Source organism: Pseudomonas sp. PNPG3 (genome assembly GCF_023093815.1).
Classification (GTDB): Bacteria; Pseudomonadota; Gammaproteobacteria; order Pseudomonadales; family Pseudomonadaceae; genus Aquipseudomonas; species Aquipseudomonas asiatica.
This window is the reverse complement of the sequence record NZ_JALLKV010000379.1, coordinates 1-217: the sequence shown is the minus strand read 5'-3', so window position 1 is coordinate 217 and position 217 is coordinate 1. Positions and strand designations below refer to the sequence as shown.

General features: G+C 81.1%; 1 protein-coding gene. It reads right to left on the bottom strand.

Going from position 1 to position 217, the window contains the following annotated elements:
• The coding region (locus tag MJ643_RS31375; protein ID WP_247727412.1) for a hypothetical protein at positions 1-217 on the bottom strand (217 nt) is incomplete at both ends.

The window sequence follows — 217 nt, the reverse complement described above, 5'->3', positions numbered from 1 at the left end:
GCTGGCGATCGCCTCGTCGAGCCAGGCGGCGACGAGCTCGCGCGGGTCCGCGGGCACCGTCGCCGGGTCGAGGACCGGCAGCGCGGGCGGAAACCCGGGCAGGGCCCGCAGCCGATCCCGCAGGGCGACGTCCGCCGCCGCGTCCTCCGCCGCATCCTCCGTCGTGTCCGCCGCCGCGCCCGCGCTCGCCGCCGCATCCGCGGGCGCTTCCGCGGCA